Annotated in this window: 25 protein-coding genes; 3 read left to right on the plus strand and 22 right to left on the minus strand. The window is 39.6% G+C overall.

The genetic code is table 11. The annotated features are described in order from the left end of the window. Positions 1 to 13: 13 nt before the first annotated feature. Positions 14 to 256, plus strand: coding sequence for a type B 50S ribosomal protein L31 (locus tag HMPREF9180_RS06425; RefSeq protein WP_004253349.1), 243 nt, complete (start codon positions 14 to 16; stop codon positions 254 to 256). Positions 257 to 470: 214 nt separating this feature from the next. Here the strand turns inward: HMPREF9180_RS06425 and HMPREF9180_RS06430 are convergent, their stop codons facing one another. The 4 genes from HMPREF9180_RS06430 to HMPREF9180_RS06445 form a co-directional block, all read right to left on the minus strand. Further along, a complete protein-coding gene (locus HMPREF9180_RS06430; RefSeq protein ID WP_004253345.1) occupies positions 471 to 746 on the minus strand; it encodes an HU family DNA-binding protein in 276 nt (91 codons plus the stop codon). Positions 747 to 854: 108 nt separating this feature from the next. Continuing rightward, entirely contained in the window at positions 855 to 1,691 is an 837-nt protein-coding gene (locus HMPREF9180_RS06435; protein WP_025168695.1) for a DegV family protein, read from the minus strand. A gap of 180 nt (positions 1,692 to 1,871) precedes the next feature. Next, complete coding sequence (locus tag HMPREF9180_RS06440) at positions 1,872 to 3,104, minus strand: tetratricopeptide repeat protein (protein ID WP_006145700.1); 1,233 nt, start codon at positions 3,102 to 3,104, stop codon at positions 1,872 to 1,874. Next, on the minus strand, positions 3,097 to 4,260 hold the full coding sequence (locus tag HMPREF9180_RS06445) for an AI-2E family transporter (protein ID WP_006145701.1): 1,164 nt from the start codon (positions 4,258 to 4,260) through the stop codon (positions 3,097 to 3,099). Before HMPREF9180_RS06445 ends, HMPREF9180_RS06440 begins: the two co-directional genes overlap by 8 nt. 188 nt (positions 4,261 to 4,448) lie before the next feature. Here HMPREF9180_RS06445 and HMPREF9180_RS06450 point away from each other — a divergent pair, with 188 nt between their 5' ends. Beyond that, positions 4,449 to 5,462 (plus strand): lactonase family protein, encoded by a 1,014-nt coding sequence (locus HMPREF9180_RS06450; protein WP_025168696.1) that lies wholly within the window; start codon positions 4,449 to 4,451, stop codon positions 5,460 to 5,462. 46 nt (positions 5,463 to 5,508) lie between these two features. Here HMPREF9180_RS06450 and HMPREF9180_RS06455 read toward each other — a convergent pair whose 3' ends face one another. The 12 genes from HMPREF9180_RS06455 to HMPREF9180_RS06505 all read right to left on the minus strand — a co-directional run bounded on the left by HMPREF9180_RS06455 (position 5,509) and on the right by HMPREF9180_RS06505 (position 16,634). Then, positions 5,509 to 5,928, minus strand: a complete 420-nt coding sequence (locus HMPREF9180_RS06455; RefSeq protein ID WP_006145703.1) for a F0F1 ATP synthase subunit epsilon — start codon at positions 5,926 to 5,928, stop codon at positions 5,509 to 5,511. 10 nt (positions 5,929 to 5,938) lie between these two features. Continuing rightward, positions 5,939 to 7,345 (minus strand): F0F1 ATP synthase subunit beta, encoded by a 1,407-nt coding sequence (gene atpD, locus HMPREF9180_RS06460; RefSeq protein ID WP_006145704.1) that lies wholly within the window; start codon positions 7,343 to 7,345, stop codon positions 5,939 to 5,941. 81 nt (positions 7,346 to 7,426) lie between these two features. Continuing rightward, on the minus strand, positions 7,427 to 8,305 hold the full coding sequence (locus HMPREF9180_RS06465) for a F0F1 ATP synthase subunit gamma (RefSeq protein ID WP_006145705.1): 879 nt from the start codon (positions 8,303 to 8,305) through the stop codon (positions 7,427 to 7,429). A gap of 15 nt (positions 8,306 to 8,320) precedes the next feature. Beyond that, positions 8,321 to 9,826 carry a F0F1 ATP synthase subunit alpha gene (gene atpA, locus HMPREF9180_RS06470; protein WP_000996628.1) on the minus strand — a complete coding sequence of 502 codons (1,506 nt, stop codon included), beginning with the start codon at positions 9,824 to 9,826 and terminating at the stop codon, positions 8,321 to 8,323. Positions 9,827 to 9,840: 14 nt separating this feature from the next. Beyond that, positions 9,841 to 10,377 (minus strand): F0F1 ATP synthase subunit delta, encoded by a 537-nt coding sequence (locus HMPREF9180_RS06475; RefSeq protein ID WP_006145706.1) that lies wholly within the window; start codon positions 10,375 to 10,377, stop codon positions 9,841 to 9,843. After that, entirely contained in the window at positions 10,377 to 10,871 is a 495-nt protein-coding gene (gene atpF, locus HMPREF9180_RS06480; RefSeq protein WP_006145707.1) for a F0F1 ATP synthase subunit B, read from the minus strand. Before atpF ends, HMPREF9180_RS06475 begins: the two co-directional genes overlap by 1 nt. 13 nt (positions 10,872 to 10,884) lie before the next feature. Beyond that, the gene (gene atpB, locus HMPREF9180_RS06485) at positions 10,885 to 11,601 is read right to left on the minus strand and encodes a F0F1 ATP synthase subunit A (RefSeq protein WP_006145708.1); all 717 of its coding nucleotides are present in this window, start codon (positions 11,599 to 11,601) and stop codon (positions 10,885 to 10,887) included. 34 nt (positions 11,602 to 11,635) lie between these two features. Further along, on the minus strand, positions 11,636 to 11,836 hold the full coding sequence (locus HMPREF9180_RS06490; RefSeq protein ID WP_001054552.1) for a F0F1 ATP synthase subunit C: 201 nt from the start codon (positions 11,834 to 11,836) through the stop codon (positions 11,636 to 11,638). A gap of 227 nt (positions 11,837 to 12,063) precedes the next feature. After that, the gene (locus HMPREF9180_RS10165) at positions 12,064 to 12,375 is read right to left on the minus strand and encodes a CHY zinc finger protein (protein WP_006145709.1); all 312 of its coding nucleotides are present in this window, start codon (positions 12,373 to 12,375) and stop codon (positions 12,064 to 12,066) included. A 13-nt stretch (positions 12,376 to 12,388) separates the two neighbouring features. Further along, positions 12,389 to 13,675, minus strand: coding sequence for a peptidase U32 family protein (locus HMPREF9180_RS06495; RefSeq protein ID WP_006145710.1), 1,287 nt, complete (start codon positions 13,673 to 13,675; stop codon positions 12,389 to 12,391). 123 nt (positions 13,676 to 13,798) lie between these two features. Further along, a complete protein-coding gene (locus HMPREF9180_RS06500) occupies positions 13,799 to 16,009 on the minus strand; it encodes a ComEC/Rec2 family competence protein (RefSeq protein WP_006145711.1) in 2,211 nt (736 codons plus the stop codon). Beyond that, positions 15,993 to 16,634 (minus strand): helix-hairpin-helix domain-containing protein, encoded by a 642-nt coding sequence (locus tag HMPREF9180_RS06505; RefSeq protein ID WP_006145712.1) that lies wholly within the window; start codon positions 16,632 to 16,634, stop codon positions 15,993 to 15,995. The genes HMPREF9180_RS06500 and HMPREF9180_RS06505 overlap by 17 nt, the downstream gene beginning before the upstream one ends. Before the next feature lie 277 nt (positions 16,635 to 16,911). Between HMPREF9180_RS06505 and ald the strand changes: the two genes are divergently transcribed. Further along, entirely contained in the window at positions 16,912 to 17,973 is a 1,062-nt protein-coding gene (ald, locus tag HMPREF9180_RS10005; protein WP_006145713.1) for an alanine dehydrogenase, read from the plus strand. 58 nt (positions 17,974 to 18,031) lie between these two features. Here the strand turns inward: ald and HMPREF9180_RS06515 are convergent, their stop codons facing one another. The 6 genes from HMPREF9180_RS06515 to trmFO form a co-directional block, all read right to left on the minus strand. After that, positions 18,032 to 19,018 carry a PhoH family protein gene (locus HMPREF9180_RS06515; protein ID WP_025168697.1) on the minus strand — a complete coding sequence of 329 codons (987 nt, stop codon included), beginning with the start codon at positions 19,016 to 19,018 and terminating at the stop codon, positions 18,032 to 18,034. 84 nt (positions 19,019 to 19,102) lie between these two features. Beyond that, positions 19,103 to 19,318, minus strand: a complete 216-nt coding sequence (locus HMPREF9180_RS06520) for a YozE family protein (protein WP_006145715.1) — start codon at positions 19,316 to 19,318, stop codon at positions 19,103 to 19,105. 8 nt (positions 19,319 to 19,326) lie between these two features. Then, the gene (gene cvfB / locus HMPREF9180_RS06525) at positions 19,327 to 20,181 is read right to left on the minus strand and encodes an RNA-binding virulence regulatory protein CvfB (protein WP_016465706.1); all 855 of its coding nucleotides are present in this window, start codon (positions 20,179 to 20,181) and stop codon (positions 19,327 to 19,329) included. A 60-nt stretch (positions 20,182 to 20,241) separates the two neighbouring features. Beyond that, positions 20,242 to 20,799 (minus strand): ribosome recycling factor, encoded by a 558-nt coding sequence (gene frr / locus HMPREF9180_RS06530; RefSeq protein WP_006145717.1) that lies wholly within the window; start codon positions 20,797 to 20,799, stop codon positions 20,242 to 20,244. A gap of 8 nt (positions 20,800 to 20,807) precedes the next feature. Beyond that, entirely contained in the window at positions 20,808 to 21,545 is a 738-nt protein-coding gene (gene pyrH / locus HMPREF9180_RS06535; protein ID WP_006145718.1) for a UMP kinase, read from the minus strand. Between the two features lie 83 nt (positions 21,546 to 21,628). Next, positions 21,629 to 22,963, minus strand: coding sequence for a methylenetetrahydrofolate--tRNA-(uracil(54)-C(5))-methyltransferase (FADH(2)-oxidizing) TrmFO (trmFO, locus tag HMPREF9180_RS06540; protein WP_025168698.1), 1,335 nt, complete (start codon positions 22,961 to 22,963; stop codon positions 21,629 to 21,631). Between the last annotated feature and the right edge of the window lie 80 nt (positions 22,964 to 23,043).

Raw genomic sequence — 23,043 nt, forward strand, 5'->3', positions numbered from 1 at the left:
GAAATATTGCAAAATGAAAAAAGATATCCATCCAGAATATCGCCCAGTTGTCTTCATGGACACTACTACTGGTTACAAATTCCTTAGCGGTTCAACAAAACGCTCTAGCGAAACAGTTGAGTTCGAAGGCGAAACTTACCCATTGATCCGTGTGGAAATTTCATCAGACTCACACCCATTCTACACTGGACGTCAAAAGTTCACTCAAGCAGATGGACGCGTGGATCGTTTCAACAAAAAATACGGTCTCAAATAATCAACCGCATTACATACATAAGGTTGAACAAAAACAACTTCGATTCGGAGTTGTTTTTTTATTGCTTTCATGAGTTTCATCGACTGACAATTTCAAGTATAGTCCCACGGGAAATACTATTTTATCTTCTCCTGCCCTTTTTTGCCCCCTACACACAAAAAAAGCCTGTCACACAAGCTCAAGTGCTTGATATGACGGGCTTTTTATAAAATCATTATTTAACTGCTTCTTTAAGAGCTTTACCAGCTTTGAATGCTGGAACTTTAGAAGCTTTGATTTTGATTTCTTTACCAGTTTGTGGGTTGCGGCCTTTACGAGCTGCACGTTTACGAACTTCAAAGTTACCAAAACCGATCAATTGAACTTTTTCACCAGCTGAAAGGAATTCAGTTACAGCTGCGAATACAGCGTCAACTGCTGCTGCTGAATCTTTCTTAGTCAATTCTGTAGCTTCTGCTACTTTAGCGATCAAATCTTGTTTGTTTGCCATGTTAATGAATCCTCCAAAATTATTTCTAATTAACACTTATAATCATAACCTAAAATTCCTTTTAGGTCAAGTCAAAAAGTTCCATTTCTTTGATTTTTCTTCATTTTTTTAGGAATTATAGTGAATTAAGATAGCCCAAGCGTTTTCACCAGTGTGAGTTTGGATAATTGATCCTGTTTCAAGGACTGAAATTGGCTTTTCAACATAAGGTTGAAGAACAGCTTTCATCTCATTTGCCCATTCGTTTGTACCGGCATAAGAAATACCAATCTCTGCCACCGAACGTTGTGACAGAGTCTCTACTAACTCATCCAACCATTTCTTAAAGGTTTTGGCACCTCGTCCCTTAACAATCGGTTGAAGTTCATCATTTTTCATCTGCATGACTACACGAATATTGAGTAACGAGCTTATTAGACCTGTTACACGACCAATGCGCCCACCCTTAACAAGGTTTTCCAAAGTAGAAACACCGATGTAGAGTTCTGTATTATTTTTTACTTCTTCTACACGTGACAAGATGGATTCTAACTCTTTTCCTTCTTGAGCTAATCTAGCCGCTTCTACTACTTGAAACTTTAATGCCTGATCCGTAAATGAGCTATCCAAAACAGTCACATCAGCTGTTGATAGACTTGCTCCTTGGCGAGCTGCTTCTACAGTCCCTGACAAAGCATGAGACATGTGAATAGCTAAAATCTGACTACCGTCTTTACCCAAATCATCAAAAATTTCTGCAAAAAGTCCCACAGGTGGTTGACTAGTCTTAGGAAGATTTTTACTTGCTTGCATCAAGCGAAGAAATTCTCCCTCTTCAAGATCTGCATCTGAATAAAGGACACTATCAATCATTACAGATAGAGGAACAATAGTAATATCTAATTCTTTAACCACTTCTGGTTCTATGGTAACAGACGAATCCGTTACAATTTTTACTTTTGTCATCATTCAAATCTTTCTATTTTTACATATTGTAATTATTCAACTTTACTATAACAATTATATCAAAAAAAATAAAAAATTCACACTCTACTTATCTATTTTAATTACTTATTCTATAATTATTCTTTCGAAGTGTTTCCCAAAAAAATAATCGCCTGTTTAAGGGCGATTACAATCAATATCTTAGAGTAAATGATCATATAATTCCTGCATTTGCATATCGTCTGGTACTAAGTGAAGATAAATTTGGATGTATTCTTTTGCCTCTTCTAGCTTACCTAGTTCTCTGAGTAAATAGATAAATTGTTCCAAAAATTCTGGATTATCCTTGAGTTCAGGAACAAGTTTCTCATATAGATCGTATGCTGCATCTAACTCTTCTGTCTCTTGGTAGCTTCTTGCAATTATCCATTTCGTTAAAAGATTTTCAGGTTCATACGTTTCTAAAGCTAGAATATCTTCGTATCTTTCTTGTTCTTGGTAGATGGTAGCTAAGCGTAGCAAAATTTCTTCCTGGTCATCAGCATTCTCTTGTGCTTGTAGTAGATATGCTTCTGCTTGTTCCGGTTGATGCAATTCATAAGATAGCTGAGATGCAAGGAGTAAAAGCCGAGTTTCAAAGGGATTTTTTGACAAGCCCTGTTGAGCTATTTTAAGAGCCTCTTCTGTCTGATGTTCTTTATGGAGTGCCTGACTATAGCCGTATTCATATCCTTCAAAATCTGGAGAAATCGTATCTAACTGTTTAAAGTATAAGGTTGCTTTTTGATAGTCCTCTTGGTCGAAATAGATACTTGCAAGCTCAAATGCTGTTTGGTCATCATATTCTAACTCTAGGGATTTTTCTAAAAATTCTATTGCAGATTCAAAATTACCTAAACGTGCATAAGCAAGACCAATTCTCTGATAGGTCGAAATTCCAGTTTGATCGTAGATAACTCGATTATCTAATTGAGCATAGCCCTTAATGGCTTCTATATCGTTTCCTAGCTCGCTGTCTAGTTCAGCCAGTCCAAATATCAAGAGAGGATCATCAGAGTAGCTACGAGCTTCTAAGAGCTTCTCACGCGCAACATCAGTCAATCCTTCCATCTGATATAAATCTGCTTTTAAGGCAAGTGCTGATACATACCATTCGCTTTCTGGACCGATATTTTCTAAATAATCAAAAGCCTCCTCAATCAATCCATCCTCACCAGCTATTGCAGCTAGATTGATGTATACTTCTGGAAATTTTGGTGCTAGTTTCTCGTAGATTTGTGCTGCCTGAGGATAGAAGCCGATCCCTTCTAGATATGCAGCCAGTTCCAAAAGAACATTATCTGAATCTTCTTTTAGCGCCTTTTGAAAAAAAGAATCTGCACTTGATAAGTCTTGTTGTTCTAAAGCCTCAAGCATCTGTTGACTATTATTCACGATCAGACTCCTCTTTCGGTTGTTCATAAAGTCCACTTACTTCTGTGTACCAATCAAAAATAGCTGAAATGACTACTTTTGCAGAAGCATAGATTGGAATCCCAAGTAGTACTCCCCAGATACCAAACATAGAACCTGAAGTCAATAGAACAAAAAGTATGGTAATTGGATGAATATTCAATTGGCTTCCTAAAATCAGTGGTGAAACGAAACGACCTTCAATGGTTTGTTCAACAATAAAAACTACAATAACCTTTAGAAGCATGATTGGTCCTGCAATTAAGCCAAGGACAAGTGCAGGAATCATGGCAAGGAAACTTCCAAGATAAGGAACAAGATTTAAAAATCCTGCTGTAATACCTAGCACCACTCCATATCGAAGCCCTATTATCTTAAAGAAGATGATGAACATGATAGCTACAATAACAGCAACAGTAATTTGCCCTCTAACGTAGTTAGCAAGTTGTTGGTTTACTTCCGATAGAACCTTACCTACTGGTTCTCTCAATTTATTTGGTAAGAACTGAGTGATATAATTTCTTAAACCTTTTCCATCTCTAAGAAGATAAAAGAGCATAAAAGGCATGATAATCAAAGCGACAATTACTTGAGACGTTCCGCTAATAAGAGCACTCACCCAGTTAACAGCTTTGGAAGAAATATTACTTGCCCAAGCAGTTGCTTGTGTTGAAAATTGAGCTAAAACCTGTTCCAATTGGGGTCTAAAGTCATCTGGCAAACGCTTAGTTACAAGGTCATCAATAACTTTATCAGCATCTTCCAAATAACTTGGCACATTTTGCGCAAAAATGACTACTTGACGTTGCAGATTTGGGATTGCAACAGCTAGACCAACAATCAAGAGTATGGCGATAATGACGAAAATAATACTAATGGCTAAGACACGATTTATCTTGTGCTTCTCCATGAAATCTACTAATGGATTTAAGAGATAGAAAAGCAATCCTGATAAAATAACAGGCAACATCACAACAGATAAAAAGTCTATAACAGGTATAAATAAAAAGCTAATCTTACTGAGAATAAAAATATTGAGACCTAATAATAAGGTTACTAAGAAGACTGTGATAGCTTTATTATCTAAAAACCATGTAAAAAACCAAGATAAGTGAAATTGTTTCTCTTTTTGTTCCATATTTTCTTCCTTTCCTTTGTCCTAACATTATACCATTTTTTAAGAAAAATAAGGGGTTTTTATAGTGTTTTCGTTGAGGAGAAATTTATATTTTCCTAATCTGGATGCTCACTATTTTCACCTGAGAATTTTCATCTAGTAAACCTTTTTATGTTATAATGGAAGTATATTTTTTTAGAGGTATGTACATGAAAAAAACAGTCTATTTTGGAACTTATACTCGTCGTATATCCCAAGGGATTTACAAGGCTGAATTTGATACCGAGACAGGTCAATTAGCAAATTTAGAACTCTTTGCAGCAGAACCAAGTCCAACCTATTTAGCATTTGACAAAGACCAACATTTATACACTGTTGGAAGTCACGATGGCAAAGGTGGTATTGCAGCATTCAAAACTGATGGTAGCCTTATCAATCATGTAGTTGAAGAAGGTGCTCCCCACTGTTACGTTGCAGTTGATGAGAAACGTAGCCTAGTTTATGGTGCCAACTACCACAAAGGTCAAGTTTTGGTATACAAACGAAACGAAGATGGCAGTCTCGAATTGGCTGATAAAGTTCAACATGAAGGCCATGGTCCACATGAAAACCAAACTTCTCCCCATGTTCACTTTACAGATTTAACACCAGATCAATACTTAGTCACTTGTGATCTAGGTACTGACGAGGTCACTACCTATGATGTTGATTCAGAAGGAAAATTAAGTCCACTAGCAACCTACAACTGTAACCCTGGTGCCGGTGCTCGTCACCTTGTTTTCCACCATCACTACAAGATTGCTTATCTCATTTGCGAACTCAATAGTACAATTGAAGTGTTGATTTACGATGGAGTTGGAGCATTTGAAAGAATGCAAACTATCTCAACACTTCCAGAAGGCTACAATGATTTTAATGGTACTGCTGCTATTCGTCTATCAAAAGATGGTAAATACCTCTATGCTTCTAACCGTGGGCATGATTCTATTGCTGTGTATAGAATTTTAGCAGATGGAAGCTTGGAGTTATTAGAGATTGTACCAACTCATGGACAAAACCCACGTGATTTTGATTTATCTCCTGATCAAGAGTTCCTCATCGCGGTTCACCAAGATTCGGATAATGCGACTGTCTTTAAGCGTAATCCTGAAACTGGTCGACTTGCAGAACTTTCTAATGACTTCCATGTACCTGAAGCAGTCTGCATTAGCTTTACTAACTAACCAATAACAAAAAAGAACTTGAACAAACATCAAGTTCTTTTTTAGTTTATAGTTTATTTCCGACATTGATACGGTTAATGGCACGTTGCAATGCAATCTTAGCACGGCGCTCTTGGTCAATCAAATGTTTATCTTGTGCTTCTTCGATTTCACGTTCAGCACGAAGCTTCGCACGTTCTGCACGACTAACATCGATATCACGAGCTCGTTCAGCTGAGTCTGCAATGATAGTAATGACATCATTTGCAATCTCAATGATTCCCCCGTTTACTGCTATCCAGTTCACATGAGTATCATCATCGATACGTTTGACTTTAACTTCATCAACTGCTAATACCGCAATCATATTTTGATGTCGTGGCAAGATCCCCATCTCACCATCCAGAGTTCGAACTGATACAAAGCTGGCATGGTGATCATAGACGAGGCCATCTGGTGTCACGATCTGGACAGTTAACTGAGCCATAGATCACCTCTTAAAATCCCATTTTTTCAGCCTTAGCAATAACATCTTCGATTGAACCTACTCCACGGAAGGCGTCTTCTGGGAGATGATCGTATTTCCCTTCAAGAATTTCCTTAAATCCACGAACTGTTTCCGCTACTGGAACATACGAACCTGGTTGACCAGTAAATTGTTCCGCAACGTTGAAGTTTTGTGAAAGGAAGAATTGAATACGACGTGCACGAGCAACCAAAGTCTTTTCTTCATCAGAAAGTTCATCCATACCAAGGATAGCAATAATATCTTGCAATTCATGGTAGCGTTGAAGGACACGTTTCACTTCAGCAGCAACTGCATAGTGTTCTGCACCAACGATTTCAGGTGCCAAGGCACGTGAACTTGAAGCAAGTGGGTCAACGGCTGGGTAAATACCCAATTGAACCAATTTACGTTCCAAGTTAGTAGTAGAATCCAAGTGAGCGAAGGCTGTTGCTGGCGCTGGGTCAGTATAGTCATCCGCTGGCACATAGATAGCCTGGATAGAGGTTACAGAACCTTTCTTAGTTGAAGTAATACGTTCTTGCAATTGACCCATTTCTGTTGCGAGTGTTGGTTGGTAACCAACGGCTGATGGCATACGACCCAAAAGGGCAGATACTTCTGAACCAGCTTGTGTGAAACGGAAAATGTTGTCAATGAAGAGAAGAACGTCTTGACCTTCTACATCACGGAAGTATTCAGCGATTGTCAAACCAGTAAGGGCAACACGCATACGTGCTCCTGGTGGTTCATTCATCTGACCAAAGACCATGGCAGTCTTTTCAATAACTCCAGATTCCTTCATTTCCCAGTAAAGGTCGTTCCCTTCACGAGTACGTTCCCCAACACCAGTAAATACTGAGATACCACCGTGTTCTTGGGCAATGTTATGGATCAATTCTTGAATCAAGACAGTTTTACCAACTCCGGCACCACCGAAGAGTCCAACTTTACCACCTTTAAGATAAGGGGCAAGAAGGTCGATAACCTTAATCCCTGTTTCGAGGATTTCTGAAGAGGTAGACAACTCATCAAAAGTAGGTGCTTTTTTATGAATTGGCTGGCGTTCTGCGTCTTCTCCAAAAGGAGCTTCCAAGTCAATGGTATCTCCCAAAACGTTGAAGACACGTCCCAAGGTTTCTTTACCTACTGGTACAGAGATTGGACGACCTGTGTCCAATACTTCCATTCCACGAGTCAAACCATCTGTTGATTCCATGGCGATAGTACGAATCATACCATCCCCCAACTCTAAGGCTACTTCAAGGACGATTTTTGTTTTCTTTTCGTCATTTTTGTAGACGACAAGTGCATTGTTAATCTCAGGAAGTTTTTCCCCTGCTGCAAACAAAACGTCTACAACGGGTCCGATAACCTGAGCAATTTTACCTGAACTCATCTCCTTCTCCTATTCTATATAAGATACTGTCGGTTCCTAGTTTTGCTAGGTCCTAAGTTCATTGATATGAGCAGGACGGCTTTATTCTAAAGCACTAGCTCCCGCCACGATTTCTGTGATTTCTTGTGTAATCGCCGCCTGTCTGGCACGGTTATACTGGATTGTCAAATCATTAATTACTTTTTTAGCATTATCAGTCGCTGTTTGCATAGCTGTCATACCAGCAGCATTTTCAGCTGTTTTGGCATCAATAATAGCACCATAAATCATGCTCTCTGCAAACTGTGGTAGCAATTGATCCAAGATTTCTTCTCGACTTGTTTCAAGATCAAAGGTCAAGCTATAGTTATCATCCGCTTCATTTGGGTCCAAGTCCACGATAGGAAGCATCTGTTCCACACGCATTTGACTGGTCAAAGTATTCACATGGTGGTTATAGCAAACATAAAGCTCATCGAAAAGTTCATTTTGATACATTTCAATTGTTTTAGTGATAATCTTATGAACCTCATCAAAGCTTGGTTGACTTGCAAGGCCACGTAATTCATAGATTGGTTGAATTCCACGAGCTTTAAAGAAGTCAGCCCCCATACCACCGATACAGATGACTTCAAAGTCATCACCATTTGGGTGGTATTCCTTCTGAAGTTCCATGACAGCCTTCAAGATTGAGGAATTATATCCTCCAACAAGACCACGGTCAGAAGTTATGACGATATAGCCTGTTTTCTTGACAGGGCGACTAATCAACATAGGGTTTGTTGATCCAGCGGCACCATCACCATGAAGGATATCTGTAACTAGCTTACGCACCTTTTGAGCATAAACCTGGAAGTTACGAGCAGCTTCTTCCGAACGACCTAACTTGGCAGCAGAGACCATCTGCATAGCATTTGTAATTTGACTAGTATTTTTCGTTGAGGCGATTTTCGTTTTAATATCATTTAGAGATACTGCCATTTGACACCTCTATTCTTATTGGAAGCTTGATTGATTGAGAAACTCAGTAATCGCAGCATCCAAGACTGCTTCATCTGGCAAGTCTTTTGTTTCACGAATGGTTTCCAAAATCTCAGGATGTTGAGCATCAAAGAACATATGGAACTCTTCTTCGAAACGAACGATATCGTCTACAGGAATTGTATCCAAGAAACCATGGGTCAAAGCATAGAGAATAGTAACTTGTTTCTCAACAGGTAATGGTTTGTGAACGGGTTGTTTCAATACTTCTACAGTACGACGACCACGGTTCAATTTAGCCTGAGTAGCCGCATCCAAGTCTGAACCAAATTTAGTGAAGGCTTCCAACTCACGATATGAAGCAAGGTCGATACGAAGTGTACCAGCAACCTTCTTCATAGCTTTAATTTGAGCAGAACCACCAACACGAGATACAGAAGAACCCGCATCAATGGCCGGACGAATACCCGCATTAAAGAGACCATCACCAAGGAAGATTTGTCCATCAGTGATAGAAATTACGTTAGTTGCGATATAGGCTGAGATATCTCCCGCTTGAGTTTCGATAAACGGCAATGCAGTGATTGACCCACCACCAAGTTCATCTGAAACTTTGGCAGAACGTTCAAGCAGACGACTGTGAAGGTAGAAGACATCCCCTGGGAAGGCTTCACGACCTGGTGGACGACGGAGCAAGAGAGAAAGTTCACGATAAGCTACCGCTTGTTTAGATAAGTCATCATAAACGATCAAGACATGCTTACCTTGGTACATAAATTCTTCTGCCATTGCAACCCCTGCATAAGGTGCAAGGAAAAGCAATGGAGAAGGTTGTGAAGCTGATGCTGTCACAACAATTGTGTAATCCAAAGCTCCGTACTGGCGAAGTGTTTCTACTTGTGTACGAACTGTTGATTCTTTTTGACCAATCGCTACATAGATACAAATCATATCTTGGCCTTTTTGGTTCAAGATTGCATCGATAGCGATGGTGGTTTTCCCTGTTTGACGGTCACCGATAATCAACTCACGTTGACCACGTCCGATTGGAACAAGGGCATCAATAGCTTTCAAACCAGTTTGCAATGGTTCTGATACTGATTTACGTTGCATTACCCCAGGTGCTGGTGCTTCAACTGGACGAGTCTTGTTTGTGTCGATTGGACCAAGTCCATCTACGGGACGACCAAGTGGATCCACGACACGTCCAATCAAGCTATCACCAACTGGAACTTCCATGATTTTTCCTGTACGACGAATGGTGTCGCCTTCGCGGATATCTGTAAAATCTCCAAGGATGATAATACCAACATCTGTTGATTCTAAGTTTTGCGCCATACCATAAGAGCCGTTTTCAAAGATTAACAACTCTCCACTCATGGCATTTTCAAGGCCATGAGCACGCGCAATTCCGTCCCCGATATAGGTTACAACACCTGTTTCAGTCACATCAAAATTGGGTTTGAAATTTTCAATTTGTTGCTTAATTAAAGCGCTGATTTCTTGTGCGTTAATTGCCAAAAGAACACCACTTTCTATTTCAAATTTTCCTTAACAACTTTAAGTTGTTGTTTAATACTAACATCAATTGTCTTATGATTGGCGATAATGACAAAACCACCGATTAAACTATCGTCGATTTCTTCTTTAATGCTACGCACTTTTAAAGACATCTTTTTCTCTATAATAGGAAGTAGACGGTCTTTCTGTTCATCAGTCAGAGGATGAGCAGACATAATCGTTACTTCAAAACGATTCGTTTCTCTCTCAAGACGGTTTAAACAATCTACAATCACATCGTAAAAAAGATTTGAGCGATGATTGTACAACAGAACTTGAATGAAGTTTTGTACTAATGGTGATGTAGAGTCTTGGAAATAACTGACTGTTTTTTCCTTATCAGACTCATCAACATCTACCTGAGCCAAAAAAGAAGGTAAGTCTGTTTCTTCAGCAACTTGTTTGATTTGAGTCAAGTCTGAAAAGATACGGTCTTCTTCTCCTTTTTCAATCACCAATTGGACAAAAGGCATGCTGTATTTTTCAATTACCTTTACTGTCTTTTTGTCCATTAAGCTTCTCCTAGCTGATCGATATACTGATCAATGAGTTCTTTGTGGGCATGACCATCAAGGTTTTTTGAGATAATTTTTCCAGCTAGACTTACTGTTAAATCTGCTACCTCACCTTTAACGCTTTGCAAAGCCTCAGCTTTATTTTGAGCAATTTCTTGGTTTGCTTTATCTTTTAAGCGTCCAGCTTCAAGCTTAGCTTCTGCTAAGATATCAGCTTTACTTTTCTCAGCTGTATCCTTTGCATTATCAATGATGGTCTTAGCTTCCTTACGGCTTCCAGCCAATTCATCTTCACGTTTTTGAGCAAGAGTTTCCGCTTTTTGACGGGCTTGTTCAGCTCCATCAATATCAGCAGCAATTTTCTCAGCTCGTTCTTCGAAGATACTTGTCAAATTTGACCACGCGAATTTTTTGACTAAGACGATCAAAAGGATAAAGGAGCCAGCAATTAAAATAAAGTTACCAATTAATTCACCTACTGTTACGTGCATCAGTTACTCCTTTCTACTCTTCTTCATCATTTATTTTATGTCCTAAATACATAGAAGACAATACTGTGAACACATAAGCCTGTACACAGGAGATGAACACAGAAAATGCCGTCCAGACAAGATTGGTAACAAATGCGACTGGATACCAATACAGTGCCTGATGAGAAAGAATAATTAGCAAGCTTGCCATCACTTCTCCGGCAAAGATATTCCCGAACACCCGCAAAGCAAGTGATAGGAAATTTGTGACTTCTTCAAGGAGATTCATCGGTGTCATAAAACCTGGGGTTGCAAAACCTTTCAGATATTGTTTAACACCACGACGACGAATTCCTTCGATATGGGTCATCAGGATAATTCCAAATGACAAAGCCAAGTCAAACTGGAGATTTGCTGTTGGCGATGTCCAAAGGTTTGTCCCATCTGTAGTTTGAATTTTTGCCATCAAACCAAGATTATTTGCGATGACCATAAAAAGAAACAAACACAAATAAAAGAGTGAGTAATCTTTCATGTACCGTGAACCTACATTAGGTTCTGTAAAACCGACTACAAAGTCATAGAGATACTCTAGTACATTTTGCTTTCCCTTGGGTTTTACCGTCATGTTGCGACTTGCCCAATAGATAAAGCCAAAAATAACTGCCACAGACAACAAGGTCAAGGCTGTCAAGGTTAAATCAAAGGTAACAGGACCAATATTGATGGTTGGATTGATACTTTCTTCCATCTAGAATCCTCCCTTTTCCAATTTATACTTCTTTTTATTTGATGATAAATGAAAAGACAAGAGTTACAAAGAAAGTTCCTTCAATAAAGGCAATCCCCATGATCATCAAGCTACGTAATTGAGGGATGATATCTGGTTGGCGTGCTGCAGATTTGAACAAACCGTTCATCAAAAATCCTTCTGCAAGAGATACCCCCATACAGGCAAGACATAGACCAAAAAATGTTAAATTCATGACGAATTCTCCTTTTTATTTAATTTTTACTTAATTAGTTTAGTCCTAAAATTTTGATTTGTCAACTTTTTACTAATGTTGAAAGCGTTTCTCATTACTAATTTCCATTTTTTCGATTTTCAAGACTATCATATAGAAAATGTTATCGTATTTTCAGACCTATTTCGCTTTTTTCTTTATTTTCTGAAAATGAAAACCCGAGTTTTACAACCCGGATTTATCGTCTCTTATTTAAAATAATAGGAATGGTGACTCTGACAAGCTGGATTAAATGCAGCATTACAATATGGACAGCTACTTTTCTTTGAATATTCCTCATAAGTTAAGGTTTTCTTACAGGAACCACATAAGATAGGTCTGTCCTCTTTTAGACTTAAAGGATAAGGAGTAAATGTGTGTGTTTCTAATGCATTGTGGCATTGATAACAGGCATAGTATTTCTGACACTCATAACACTGAAGTGCTACGATGTCTTTATCAGTATGGTAATGAACACATCTGCTTTCATCATCTACCAGCAATCCCTGAGCTTGAACCATGATTTTTCCTTATCTAGGCACGAATAGTAACGCTTGTTCCATCTTCTTTATAGAGGTTAATCAGACCTTCTTTCAAAGCACGGACCATATCACCTGCTTGTACTGGTTGAGGAACCTTGATGGTCAAGAGTTCCATTGGGTTTGGTGCACGGTCGATTTTATTTCCTTTTGAGTCATGAAGGTCTTCGATGTAGGTTTCAAAATGACGGAAACCTGGACCGTAAAACTCAACTTGGTCACCTTCGTTGATAACGTTACGTTGGCGAATAGTTGCTGTTTGTGTCGTATCATCATAAGCTACTACTTCAGCAACAAACTTATATTCTGGAATCTTGCGACGAGCACCGAACAGTTGTTCGTTTTCAGATGGTGTTCCGTAGTAGAAACCTGTAGCCAATTCACGTTGGGCCACCTTCCACATTTCATCAATCAAGTCTTGCTTGATTGCTTCAAACTTTTCAGGGCTCTCAAGGTAAGCATCAACAGCAGCCTTGTAGCAGTTTGTAACTGTTGAAACATAGTGGATTGATTTCATACGTCCTTCAATCTTCAAACTGTCCACTCCATTTTCAATCATATCTGGAATATGGTCAATCATAGACATATCAACCGCAGACATAGAGAATTCTTCAGGAATTTCTCCCTTGAGGCTCTTACGTTCCTTACCAAATGGCATATCATAAAGGTCGTACTTCCAACGGCAAGATTGTGAACATCCACCACGGTTGGCATCACGCATGCTCATGTGGTTTGAAAGAGTACAACGACCAGAGTATGAGATACACATAGCTCCATGTACAAAAGCTTCAATCTCAACGTCTGTACGTTTGCGAATCTCTGCCAATTCTTCCATAGAAACCTCACGCGCCAAAACGACACGCGTCAATCCAAGTTCTTTCCAGAATTCAAGAGTTTCATAGTTGGTCGCACTAGCTTGTGTTGAAAGGTGGATTTCAAGTCCGGGTGCTTCTGTTGCTGCAATCATGATTAGGGCTGGATCAGACACGATAACCGCTGCAATTCCGATATCACGCAATTTACGGAACCATTCTCCAGCACCTTCTTCATTTCCCTCGTGCATAACCATATTAGCCGCTACATAAACCTTAGCGCCATACTTAGCCGCAAACTGAACTCCTTCTTCCATTTGTTCGAAAGTAAAGTTACCAGCACGGCTACGTAGACCATAGGCCTGACCACCAATAAAGACAGCATCTGCACCGTATTGAACAGCTACTTTTAGTTTTTCAAGAGTTCCTGCAGGTGATAAAACCTCAGGACGTTTCAAAGTTTTTGTCATGTTTTCTCCTATTTGCAATATAAAAGTTTGACACTAATCTTTACCATTTTATAGCAAAAAGGTTCTAAAATCAAGTTTTGATTGATTGTTTAGACAATTTTAATGTTATTCTCGTTCATGAGTTCAGCGAACTGTTTCTATTTGCCAAGAACTCCAACCTTTGAAACGAATGGCTCCGTTTTGGTCCGTTTTATAAATCGAATTCCCAAGTTCTTGGTTACTTTCCTCATTTTTCTCTTTGAATTTTTTCTTCTTGTCTACCGAAATGATAGTGGCTTTAGCTTGTAAAGTTTTAAAGATCTCAACATCTGTCTTTTGCTTAGATGATTTCTGATGGGTTATCACTATATCTGCTTGGAGTTTTGGATAAGAGTTTGCTAAGAACTTCTCCTCTGTATTCCCGGTAACTAAAAAGGTTTGATTTAGTAACTTTCCATATAAGGCCATTGAGTCTTTATTATCACTATTTTGGCTAGAAATTACTTCCAAACTATTCCCAAAAATAGATAACTGCTGTCCTGTTTTGATAGCAGCTACCTTGACTTTGCTTTTCTTCAGCTTATCCATAAATTCTCTTTTAGATAAAGTTTCTTCAGTTACTAGAATCTCTTCAAGCTCGAAGGCTTTACTGATTTCTAACACATGATCTAACTGCTTAGTATCACTAGTCGTTAGCACAAGCTGATCAATCTTTGCAACTCCTCGACTTTTTAAATAAGGGATTAAACTCCGTTTGGCATTGCTAGAGGAAAGCCTCTCCTGCCAGGCTTCTTTCTTGTCACGTTCAGATTTTTCTCCGACATCCAGTAGTATGATCTTTCCTGTCATGTCTCTTAGGAAAATGCTCCGCCCCTGTTCCGTATCTAGGACTGTGATTTCATTCTCCAGTGGATGTTTGGTTACTAAAAAGAGTGAGATAGCAACTATGACAAGCATAGATATTTTTTTCAAATTCTTTCGATAATCGTAGATGAGAGCTAAAGTAATCAAAAGAAGGATTAAAATCCAAAGACTCGGCTGACCAAAAACAAGAGGCCTCGTAGATAGCTGAGAAATATAGCGAATGATGTTTTCAAGCCATTCAAAGAGAAAGTTGAACTGGGTGATAGGATATATAAATGACAGACAAAAGAGAATCGATAAAAGCGGCAACAGGACCATATCAAATAAGAATGAAAAGACAAATGTCAAGAGAATGGACCACGGTTGGAATTCAGAAAAGTAAAAAGATAAAATTGGCAGAACTCCCAAGGAAATAATGCAACTCTCTCTAACCAGACCTTTTATCCCTGCTACTTCCTCACAAGTCATTGTCAGGATAAAGGCATAAGCACAGGAAAGAATTCCCCCAGCAGTTAAGAAAAAATTCGGCATGATAAGAAATAGAATAAGAATCGTTAAAGCAAAATTATCCAGTGACTTAAAGCCATGCTGAGCCAATAGCTTTTGGAGGAGACTACGAATAACAGAGGCTGAAAATCCTGTCAAACCTGCATAGACAAAGGACAAGGGATAGGCTAACCATTTGAACTTCTCTTGCGTCAAACCCAAACGCAAAAGTAACTTTTTGAAAGCATCCATAAAGAATCCGACTTGTATTCCAGACAAAGCAAAAAGATGAATAATTCCTAGACTCGAGTAGAGTTCATTCATTTCCTCAAAGTCTGTGTCTAAATGTCCCAACAAAAGACCGGTCATATAGTTGCGCATGGGATCGGGAAATTTCCTTTTTATCCAGACAACTGCTTTTCTCCGCAAGCTGGATAGATTTTCACCTATATCCCAGCTGGATGCTTTCTTTAATTCAACAATTTCCGAGATAGTTAAGCTCTGATAAATTCCCTGCGTTTTGAGATAGTTTCGATAATCAAATCCAGCAAAATTATTTGCTCCTTGAGGAATAGCTAGCTTTCCTTTTACTACTATCTCATGCAGTTCAGACAACTGCTGAAATTTTTCTTTTTCAGATTCTGACTGGAGTTTATAATAGACCTGAAAAAGTCTACCATCAGCCTTACCACGAAAAGAGAGACTATCACCATTCACCTTGATGGTATCTGGTAAGACTCGGACTGTATCAACTGTATTGACTAGATGTTGACTCGATTCTTCTTGCTGCCATTTTTGAAATACAAACCAACTCCCAAATAGGCTACAAACCAATAGAACCTTGACCACAGTCTTCCACGGAAATTGCAAAAATAGACAGATGACTAGAAAAACAAGTCCTAGCAAAGCAAGAAAGGAAGCTGAAAAAATAGCATAGTAAAGCCAAAGCAACAGAAAACTGAGATAGATTTTTGGGATGGGAAAACTATTAATCCACTGTGACATACTCTTTTAACTTTTCTATCGTTTTTGCACCAATACCAGAAACCTTTTTGAGATCATCAACTGACTTAAACTTACCGTTAGACTCACGATGGTCAATAATATCTTGCGCACGTTTCGCACCTAATCCTTTAACTTGTTTAAGCTCCTCTAAACTGGCTTTATTAAGGTTGACTTTCTTATTTTCTTTGGTGCTGGAAGCATTTGACTGCGCCTCTTGACTAGTAGCTTCTTCCTTGGTCGGAACATAGACTAGTGCTTCGTCACTAATTCTCTGGGCTAGATTGATAGACTTACTATCAGCATTATCTGTCAATCCACCAGCTTTTTGAATAGCATCATTGATCCGACTACCTACTGGCAAGTCATAAATCCCTGGTGATTTGACAGCACCTTTGACATCGACAGTAATTAAATCTTGCTCCACTGCTTCTTCCTTCTGATTCCCATCCTCCTTTTCATCCAACGAATCCTTCGAAACAGTTGTAACTTCTGTCTGCAAATTACTTTCCTTAGCAGGTGTTTGAGTGATAGGGTTTAGGAGGAAAAATCCACCCAAGACCAAACCCAAACTAACACAAATAACAATGATTTTATATTCTTTAATTTTCTCAATAAGTTCTTCCATATTTACTCCTCTCTTAGCTTATTCGTAAGAGAAAGAAAAAAACAGCTGAAAATCTTTTCAACTGTTTACTTATTTGCAAAATAGCCTATCTTGGTTACGATTTCTGAAAATAAGTTTACAAGTTTTTCTTGCAATTTAAAGCGGTTTCATATACAATAAAAACATCACAAAAACTCAAAAATGTGATATCTAAACTGAATCGTCTGATAGAAAGTGAGTTATCTTTATGCTAATTGGAATTCCTAAGGAAATTAAAAATAATTAAAATCGTGTCGCTTTGACACCAGCTGGTGTACAGAGTCTTGTGGGTCGTGGTCACCGTGTCCTCATCGAAACAAATGCTGGGCTTGGTTCAGGATTTACAGATGCCAACTATGAAAAACAAGGTGCTGAAATTGTCGCTACAGCTGCTGAGGCTTGGGCTGCAGAGTTGGTTGTTAAAGTGAAAGAACCACTTGCTAGCGAATATCAATACTTGCGTGAAGATTTACTTCTCTTTACATACTTGCACATGGCTGCTGCTCCTGAATTAGCAGATGCTATGTTAGCAGCGAAAACAACTGGTGTCGCTTATGAAACTGTTCGCGATACTGAAGGACAATTACCTCTTCTCGTTCCAATGAGTGAGGTTGCAGGTCGTATGGCTGTGCAAATCGGTGCTCACTTCTTGACGAAACAAGCTGGTGGTTCTGGAGTTCTTTTAGGTGGTGTCCCAGGTGTACCAAAAGGAAAAGTAACCATTATCGGTGGTGGTGTCGTTGGTACACACGCAGCTCGTATCGCTCTTGGTTTAGGAGCTCAAGTAACTATTCTTGATATCAGTGCTAAACGCCTAGCAGTCCTAGAAGACGTCTTTGGTCACCAAATCCAAACTTTGATGTCTAACCCATTTAATATTGAAGCAAGTGTGCGTGAAGCAGACGTTGTTATCGGTGCTGTCTTAATTCCTGGTGCCAAAGCTCCAAAATTGGTAACAGATGACATGGTTCAACAAATGCGTCCTGGTTCTGTCATCGTAGACGTTGCTGTAGACCAAGGTGGTGTTATTGCAACAGCTGATCGTGTGACAACTCACGATGAGCCAGTATATGAAAAACACGGGGTCCTTCACTATGCGGTTGCCAACATTCCTGGAGCAGTTGCACGTACATCTACCATCGCCCTCACAAATGTGACCCTTCCTTATATCGAAGCCTTAGCAGGAAAAGGCTTTAAGAAAGCAATCCTTGACGATGCTGGTTTACGTGAAGGTGTCACAACTTATCAAGGTCAATTGACTAGTCAACCAGTTGCTGAAGGTTTAGAACGTGACTATACACCTATTAGTGAGCTTGTTTAATATTAGTTTTTCTTAAGAACAAAAAAATTAAGAGCAGTTTTTCAACTGCTCTTTTTTCTTATTCAGTTTCTTCTTGGTTTTCTTCAGCCTTAACAGCTAGCGGTTCATAGGCTCTAATAATCTGAGCAACGACCGGATGACGAACCACATCCTTAGCCGAGAAGTGTACAAAGTCAATCTGGTGAATGTTCTTAAGCTTTTCCTGGGCATCAATCAAACCTGACTTAACGTTTCGTGGCAAGTCAATCTGACTGATATCCCCATTGACAATCATTTTAGAATTGAATCCTAAACGTGTCAAAAACATCTTCATCTGCATGATAGTTGTATTTTGCGCTTCATCGAGAATGACAAAGGCATCATCCAAGGTACGCCCACGCATATAGGCAAGTGGAGCGATTTCAATGATTTCACGTTCCATGAGACGAGTTGTTTGGTCTTTTCCGAGAATCTGATACAAGGCATCGTAAACAGGACGAAGGTAAGGATCTACCTTTTCCTTCAAATCACCTGGAAGAAATCCTAGACTCTCGCCCGCTTCCACTGCTGGTCGAGTCAAGATAATACGCTTGACCTGTCCACGCTTGAGAGCTGTAACAGCCAAAGTCACTGCAAGGAAGGTCTTCCCTGTACCAGCAGGGCCAATTCCAAAGGTTACATCATGGTGCTTCACACTATCGACATAGAGTTTTTGCCCCAAGGTCTTCACACGAATTGGTTTACCAGTATTATCCTTGATAATTTCTTCTTCGTAAAGGGCGACAAATTTATCAATTTCATGATTTCGAACCATATTGATAGCTGTCACCACGTCAGGAGTTCCGACAGTCATCCCACGATTGACCAAAACCATCAAGGCTTGAATTACTTGCCGGGCTTCCTCACACGCAGACTCCTCTCCCAAGACCTGAACAATCTCTGTACGGGCATGGATGATGACATCTAACTCATCCTCCATCAAGCGAAGATGGCGTTCATTAGAACCAAAAAGGTGAAACAAGTCATCAGGATGACTCAGCTGAATATCTATTGAATGTTCCTTCAAATAAAGAACCTCTCTCATACTTTAATTTCTTTTTATTATAACAAAGGCTTTTAGAAATTGCTATCCCTAACATCCCCAGCAGGTTTAATGTTCTACATATTCTTGCCAGATACGGTCAAAATCACCTAAGTTAAAGGAAAAACTAGCATGTTCTTCTAAAAAACGACTGACTTCATCAAAATCATCCGTATGTTTCGGAAAAGCTGATTCCTGAAAGGCTAGGTCGGCCAAGATAGCTTTGGGACTATTACTTTTAGGATTGCGTTCAGTCATAAGCCAGGTATAAAATGATTTTCTCATAAGCCTCCCTAAATCAACTCTGTACCAAACTGGTCTTGCTTAACCTTTCCAGCTTTCATTAATCCGCCGAGAGCTTTTTTGAACTGACCTTTTGAAATACCAAAAGTAGCCTTGATATCGTCAGGTGATGACTTATCGTTGAGAGTCATGAAACCACCATTGCTTTCCAAGTAAGTCAAGATCATCTGGGAATCATTTTCTAACATCTCAAAAGAGCGTGGTTTTAGTGATAGATTAAGCGTTCGGTCAACCTCACGGAAACCAATAACTCGCGCATCTAACACTTGTCCCAAACGCGGTTCTGCATAGCGCTCACTTGGATGGATAAATCCAAGCATGTTGTTCTCTGGTAGATAGACAAAAGTTCCTGATAGCTTAAGACGATAAACGATTGCAGGCCAATTTTGATTCTGCATGTTATTGTAAGCAGGACGTGCCAGTCGTTGGAAATCTTCCTGATATGCTAAGATTCCCCAGATACGATCTTTCTTATCTACTTCTAAACGAATATAAAGTTTATCGCCCTTCTTAGGCCAGAGCTCTTTGAGTTCAGGCAGGATATCAAGTGACACAACGATTTCCTTATCAGGAAGCCCTGTATCAACAAAAACACCCAAGTCCTTACGCACTTCTGTGACAGTTCCCCAACCAAATTGGTCCTGAGTTGCAGTCACTTCTAGAGTTGTCAAGCGTAATTTTTGCTTCATATCTGTGTAGGCAAAACCTTTGACCGTATCACCAACCGCATGCTGACCTTCTTCCTTAGCAAGAGCGTATGTTTGACCATCCTTTTGAACAAAGTAAAAACGGTCATTTTCATCGATGATAAGTCCAACGATAAAACTTGCAAGATTTGTATTCATGTTTCCTTCTTTCGAATAAAACTCAGCCAGCAATGCCAACTGAGTTTTTCTGTTTATTTCTTAGACTTCCAAGATTTCTTTTTCTTTATTGGCAGTCATATCGTCGATGTGTTTAACAGCATCGTCTGTCGCTTTTTGAATCTCTTTCTCGAGAGTTTTCAACTCATCTTCAGTGATTTCTTTAGCTTTTTCTTGTTTTTTAGCTTCATCCATAGCATCACGACGGATATTACGGATAGCTACTTTAGCATTTTCACCAACTTTTTTCACTTCTTTAGCGAGATCGCGACGAGTTTCTTCTGTAAGAGCTGGGATAACCAAGCGAATAACAGAACCATCGTTAGCTGGTGTAATACCAAGATCTGAAGCGTTCAAAGCACGCTCGATATCCTTCAATGAAGATTTATCAAATGGTGTTACCAATAGGACACGCGCTTCAGGAATTGTGATAGAAGCGATCTGGTTCAGAGGTGTTTCGACACCATAGTATTCAACAGTAATACGGTCAAGCAAGCTTGCGTTTGCACGTCCTGCACGGATACCACCAAACTCACGAGCAAGTGAGTGGTGAGATTGAGTCATTCTCTCTTTAGCTTTTTCTACAATTGCGTTAGCCATAATTTTTCCTATTCCTTTTCTTCGATATTGTTTGAAACTGTTGTACCGATATTTTCACCAAATACAACACGTTTGATATTACCAGGTTGGTTCATATTAAAGACTACCAAGTCAATGTCGTTATCCATTGACAGTGTTGAAGCTGTTGAGTCCATGATACGAAGGCCTTTATTGATGACATCACGGTGAGTCAATTCTTCAAATTTAACAGCAGTCTTATCTTTCTTAGGATCGGCATTGTAGACACCGTCTACACCATTCTTAGCCATCAAAATAGCATCTGCTTCAATTTCAGCTGCACGAAGAGCTGCTGTAGTATCTGTTGAGAAATATGGTGAACCGATTCCTGCACCAAAGATAACGATACGTCCTTTTTCAAGGTGGCGAAGGGCACGCCCGCGAATGTAAGGCTCTGCTACTTGTTGCATAGCAATAGCTGTTTGTACGCGAGTATCAACACCTACTTGTTGCAATGAATCTGCCATCACAAGAGCATTCATGACTGTCCCAAGCATTCCAGTGTAATCCGCTTGAACACGATCCATACCAGCTTCTGCCGCAGGTTCTCCACGCCAAAGGTTTCCACCACCGATAACCAAGGCAATTTCAATTCCTAGCTCGTGAACTTCTTTGATTTCTTGGGCCATGCTTTGAACGGTTTTGATATCAATTCCGACACCACGTTCGCCAGCAAGGGCTTCACCAGATAGCTTGATTAAGATACGTTTATACTTAGGTTCTACCATTTTCTCTCTCCTTTTTTCATCCTACCTATTTTATCACAATTTCAAAGATTTTTATAGTATGATGAGCGATTCTTTCAAAAAAATTAGACAGATAAAAATTCCTCTAAATCAGACAAGGCACGTTCCGCGATTTTCTCATAACGAGTCTTTTTATCACGGATTCGTTCACCTTCTAATTCCTTGATAATACCGAAGTTGACATTCATAGGTTGGAAGTGTTTGCTATCAGCATGGGTGATATAATGAGCTAAACTTCCGATTGCAGTTGTCTCTGGGAAAATAGCTTCGCTTTCTCCCTTGAAAAGTCGAGCTGCGTTAATACCTGCTACTAATCCTGAAGCAGCTGACTCAACATAGCCTTCCACACCTGTCATCTGACCAGCAAAGAAGAGATTTGGCTGTTTCTTAGAACGGTATGTTTGCTCAAGAAGATTTGGCGAATCCATATAGGAATTACGATGCATGACCCCATAGCGAACAAACTCAGCATTTTCAAGACCTGGAATCATTTGGAAGACACGCTTCTGCTCTCCCCATTTGAGGTGAGTTTGGAAACCAACGATGTTATAAAGACTCCCTGCAGCATTATCCTGACGAAGCTGGACAACTGCATACGGTGTTTTAAAGTCACCATCACGAGGGCCTGTGTAGTCATCTGGATACTCCAGACCAACTGGTTTCATAGGACCATAAAGCATGGTTTTAATACCACGTTTGGCCATGACTTCAATAGGCATACAACCTTCAAAGTACTTCTCTTTTTCAAAAGAATTAAGGGGTGCTTCTTCCGCATTGACCAAGGCTTCATGGAAATCCATAAACTCTTGCTTGGTCATGGGAGCATTGAGGTAGGCAGCTTCTCCCTTGTCATACCGAGACTTGAGATAGACCTTACTCATATCGATGGTGTTGACGTCGATAATAGGCGCTGCCGCGTCGTAGAAATAGAAGCCATCGCCGTCATTAAGGGCATGAATTTTCTCAGCCAGGGCATCACTAGTCAAAGGACCAGTCGCTACAACTGTAATAGCATCTGTCGGCAATTCTGTAATTTCATCACGAACCACTTCAATTAAAGGGTGATTGGCAATTTTTTCAGTAACCATTTGGGAGAAACCGTCACGATCAACCGCAAGCGCTCCACCAGCAGGAACCCGCGTTGCTTCTGCTGATTCTAAAATCACAGAACCAAGACGACGCATTTCTTCCTTGAGGAGCCCGACAGCATTTGTAAGAGCATCCCCTCGTAATGAGTTGGAACACACTAATTCTGCAAAATTATCTGTTTTATGCTGAGGTGTTGATTTGACACCACGCATTTCATAGAGTTTAACTGGAATACCACGTTCTGCGATTTGGTAAGCTGCTTCCGAACCTGCTAAACCAGCACCGATAACATTGATATAAGATTGAGACACGACACTAATACCTCTTTGGATGTAACATAAGTCCATATTAAAACAAGTCACTAGACTGTTTGACACCCACAAATCTTTCT

This window comes from Streptococcus peroris ATCC 700780 (assembly GCF_000187585.1).
GTDB classification, from domain to species: Bacteria; Bacillota; Bacilli; order Lactobacillales; family Streptococcaceae; genus Streptococcus; species Streptococcus peroris.